Below are 3,924 nucleotides of genomic sequence, written 5' to 3'. Positions count from 1 at the left end.
GCGCCGAGCGGGTCGGTGTGGGTAAGGCAGTTCCCTTCACCGTCGTACGTCCACGTCTCCTCCGACCCGTCGGGCGCCACGCGCCGCGCGAGGAGCCCCTCGACCGTCCACTCCCGCCGGGTGACCGCCCCGAGAGGATCCGTCGTGGTGACCGCCCGGCCGAAGGCGTCCCGCTCGAAGCGGGTCGTGGCGCCCAGCGGGTCCGTGATCGCGGCGGGGAGGCCGGAGCTGTCCGGGACCAGGTGGGTGGTGTGGCCGAGCGGGTCGGTGACGCGGGTGAGCCGCCCGGCCTCGTCGTACGTGAACGTCGTCCGCGCACCGGAGGCGTCCGTGACGGAGGTCCGGTTTCCCCGGGTGTCGTAGGTCTGCCGGACCGTCGTGCCGTCCGGGCGGGTCACGCGGACCGGGAGGCCGAGCGCGTCGTACGCGGCCGTCGTGGTGCGGCCGTCCGGCCGGGTCACCGAGACGAGCCGGCCTTCCTCGTCGTACGCGAACCGGGTCACCGCCCCCGAGGGGTCGGTGCGGGACAGCAGGCGCCCCCGCGCGTCCCGTTCGAAGCGGGTGGTCGCACCGGTCGGGTCGGTCTCGGCGAGGATGCGGTGCCGGTCGTCCACCTCGTAGCGGGTGGTGCGGCCGAGCGGGTCCGTGACGGTGTTCAGCCCGTCGCCCCAGGTGAACCCGAACGCCATGACGCCGTCCCGGCCGGACTGGGAGACGCAGCGGTGCCGTTCGTCGTAGACGTAGGAGAAGGGGCTGCCGTTGGTGTCCGTCCATGACGTCATGCGGCCCTGGTCGTCGTAGCCGAAGCGCAGCGGGCGGCCGGAGGAGTTGGTCACCGAGGTCAGGTGACCGTCGGTGTAGCCGTAGCGGACGATCTCCCGCCCGCCCAGGTGCAGGGCGGTGACGCGGGATCCGTCCGTGGTCAGCCGCAGGTGGTATCCGCCGTGGTGGACGACCGAGAGCGGGGCGCCCGCCTCGTCGTACGCGAAGGTGATCCGGTTGCCGTTGCGGTCGTCGATCCGGCTGAGCAGCGCCAGGTCGTCGCCGTGGGGGGTGAAGCGCAGGACGCGGCCGGTCTCGGGGACCGTGACGATGTACGTGTCCTCGTCGCGGTCGAGCGTCCAGCGCCGGGCACCGTGGGTGGGCAGCACCGGAACACCGGGAGCCGGGTGGGGGAAGGCGAGCAGGCCGGCGTCCTCGCAGAGGAGGACGACGCCCTCCGCGTCGATCTCCAGGCGCTGGTCCAGGGTGCTCGCCCAGGACGGGCCGAACCAGCGGCCGGCCCGGTAGGAGGACTCGAAGGTGCGGCTGAGGACGAGGGGGAGGGTGCCGGGGAGGACGATGTCGGTCTGGGGCAGGACCATCCGCCCGGTCGCCATGTCGACGGGGTCGCCGTCGCACGTCCGGTCCGCGTGAGCGCGGCTCTTGTCGTGCGGGTCGTGGGAGTGTTCGGCGCGTGCCGGGCCGGGCTTTGCGCCGTCCGCCAGGTCGGGGATCCGGGCGGCGGTTCTGAGCCCGCCCAGACCCTTCGTACCGACCAGCTCGGGCAGCATGCGGCCGGCGAACTCGCTCGGGTCGTCCTTCGCCGCTTCCCAGGCGCCCTGCAGGGCCCGGTCGGGGTGGGCGGCCGTCCGCACGAGGCCGGCCAGGGTCATGTGGACGTTCTGGTGGTACTCGGCGGGGTGGGTGAGGTTGTAGGCGTCCAGCGGATGGACGGAGCGGACGAAATTCGCCAGGCCGGCGACGCCCTTCACCGCCCCGCCGGCGATGTGGGCGGCCTCGACCTGCGAGCCGAGGGCGAAGTCGACCGCGTCGATCTTGAGGCGGTCGCCCGGCGAGGGTTCGGCCGGCGCGTGGGCGAGTGCGGCCGCGACGGCCGCTCGCGCCGTCTCCGCCGCCTCGTCGCGCTGGCGCCGGGCGTCGGCGAGCATCTCCTCGGCGCGGGCGCGCTGGGCTTCTCCCGGGTCGGCCCCGGGGGCCGGGCGGGACGGCGGCGGGCCGGTGCGCGGATCGGGTCCCGTGAGGGCCGCCTCGTACGCGGCGACGTCCTTCTCGTACGCGGCGACGTCCTTCTCGTGGGCGGCCCGCGCCGCAGCCGTGGAGGCGTTCCCCTGACGGTGCAGGGCGATCGCCTCGCGGGCCCTGCCCTGTGCCCAGGTGACGGTCGTGGCGTACGTCTCCAGGGCCGCGGCGGCGGCACCGAAGGCGTCGGCGGCGTGCAGCCACTGCGTCGGGACGGCCCGGAACCGTTCCTGGAACGCCCGCGCCGCCTCCCCCTTCCACCGGCCGGTGTCCTCCACGGCCTTCAGGCCGCGGCCGACAGCGCCGAACGCGGACTGGAAGTCCCGCAGGTTCGCCACCGTCGCGCCGATCGCACCGGTGTCACCGTGGACCAGCTCGTTCGGCTCCTCGGTCTCGCCGAGACGCGCCTCGGCGACGGCGGCGCCGAGGGCGGACGCGGCCCGGTCGCCCACGTCCTCCACCTTGTCCGCGACGCCTTCGGCGCCGACGGCGTCGAGTCCGCCGCCGATGAAGTCCGTGCTCGCGTCGATCCCCCGGCCGAGCAGGCGTTTGCCGCCGTCGAAGAGTTCCCCCAGGTCCGGCATCGGTCAGCGGTCCCCCCAGTCAGGTTCCTGTGCGCGTCGGACCGCCTCCTCGGACGGTTCGAACTGTTCCCGGGCCTCCCGGTCCAGGGCCTCGGTCTCCTCGGGGCGCAGAGCACCGGAGTTGCGCAGGGCGTCGAGCATTCCGTCCTGGACCTCGTAGCCCGTGTCCCGCCAGGTCCGCTCGACCTCGTCCTGCGACCGGCGGAACGATTCGGCGCTGTAGTCGGCGCCGTCCGTGGCGCGCCGGGAGGCGACCTCGTCCCAGCTCTGCCGGGAGACCTCGTCCTCGGACAGGTGCGGATTGCCCACGGCGGCGTTCGTCGCGATCTTGAAGGTGTCCTTCAGGTACCGCTCCTGCTCCGCGAACGCCCCGGCGGACACGCCCAGACCGGCGGCGAAGACGTTCGCCCGCTGCATCAGGTCCCGTACGCCCCAGCCCCACCGGTCGCAGAAGGACGTGAACTCGTCCGCCAGCCCCTGATGACCCAACTGCACGCCGGACAGCGCCAGTCCGGAGAAGCCGCGGCCGGTGACCGCCTGCTGGCCCATGGTGAGGTCACCGAGCTCGCGGTGGGCCTTCTCGATGCCCTGGGCGATCAGTTCGAGGGCGCCCTCCGGCGCCGCGAGGTCCGGGTCGTCACCGGCCACCGTCCACCTCCCGGCCCGTGAGATCGAGGACCGCCGCCGCGGGGACGATCCCGTCGACGGGCGGGAACAGCGTCCCGCCGGGGCTGCCCGCGTCCAGCGCCACCCCCGCGGGCGCGCCCACCGCCGGCACGAACACGTCGAGCAGTCGCGCGCCCAGCACCGTCCGGTACTCCCAGGGCCGGTGCGCCTCGCCCTGTGCCTGTGCGAAGCGCGCCAGTCGTTCCTCGTCGGAGAACGCGCAGATCCACAGCACCCCGCCCTGCCCGGCGATCCACGGCCCTCCGTGCGGCCCGGTGGGCACCAGCACCGCCGTGCGCCGGAACGTCCCCAGTCGGACCGCAGCCCTCCGGCGCGCGGCGGCAAGGCCGTCCACCCCGGACGGCGGGTCCTCGACCGGCGGCTCCCCCGCCGCCGTCGTGAGGTCGGAAAGTCGCATGAGCCGGCCCCCCTCCTGCCTGTGCGGCGGCGATCGTCCCCCGGCGGCGTTCTCGGGAGCAAAGCGCGCGGGCGCACTTTGTCATCTGCGCGCGGGTGGGCCCCGGGTGCGGGTGCCATCGGGTGGGCTGGTCGAATCGGAGGTGCCGGTACGTGCCGGGTGGCGGGGTGCGGTGAGGAGGAGGGTGTCATGCGGGTGCTGGTCGCCGAGGACGAGGTCGTGCTCGCGGGGCTC

Annotated in this window: 3 protein-coding genes; all 3 read right to left on the bottom strand. The window is 74.4% G+C overall.

Annotated features, from left to right (window positions below; translation table 11 throughout):
* The coding region (locus tag RIF68_RS30195; RefSeq protein ID WP_309054453.1) for a putative T7SS-secreted protein at positions 1-2,606 on the bottom strand (2,606 nt) is incomplete at its 3' end.
* 3 nt (positions 2,607-2,609) lie between these two features.
* Positions 2,610-3,254, bottom strand: a complete 645-nt coding sequence (locus RIF68_RS30190; RefSeq protein ID WP_309054452.1) for a hypothetical protein — start codon at positions 3,252-3,254, stop codon at positions 2,610-2,612.
* A complete protein-coding gene (locus tag RIF68_RS30185; protein WP_309054451.1) occupies positions 3,244-3,690 on the bottom strand; it encodes an SseB family protein in 447 nt (148 codons plus the stop codon). Before RIF68_RS30185 ends, RIF68_RS30190 begins: the two co-directional genes overlap by 11 nt.
* Positions 3,691-3,924 lie beyond the last annotated feature (234 nt).

Source organism: Streptomyces sp., assembly GCF_031178505.1.
Classification (GTDB): domain Bacteria; phylum Actinomycetota; class Actinomycetes; order Streptomycetales; family Streptomycetaceae; genus Streptomyces; species Streptomyces gulbargensis.
Note: the sequence above shows the minus strand (reverse complement) of the source record. Positions and strands in the feature narration are given on the sequence as shown.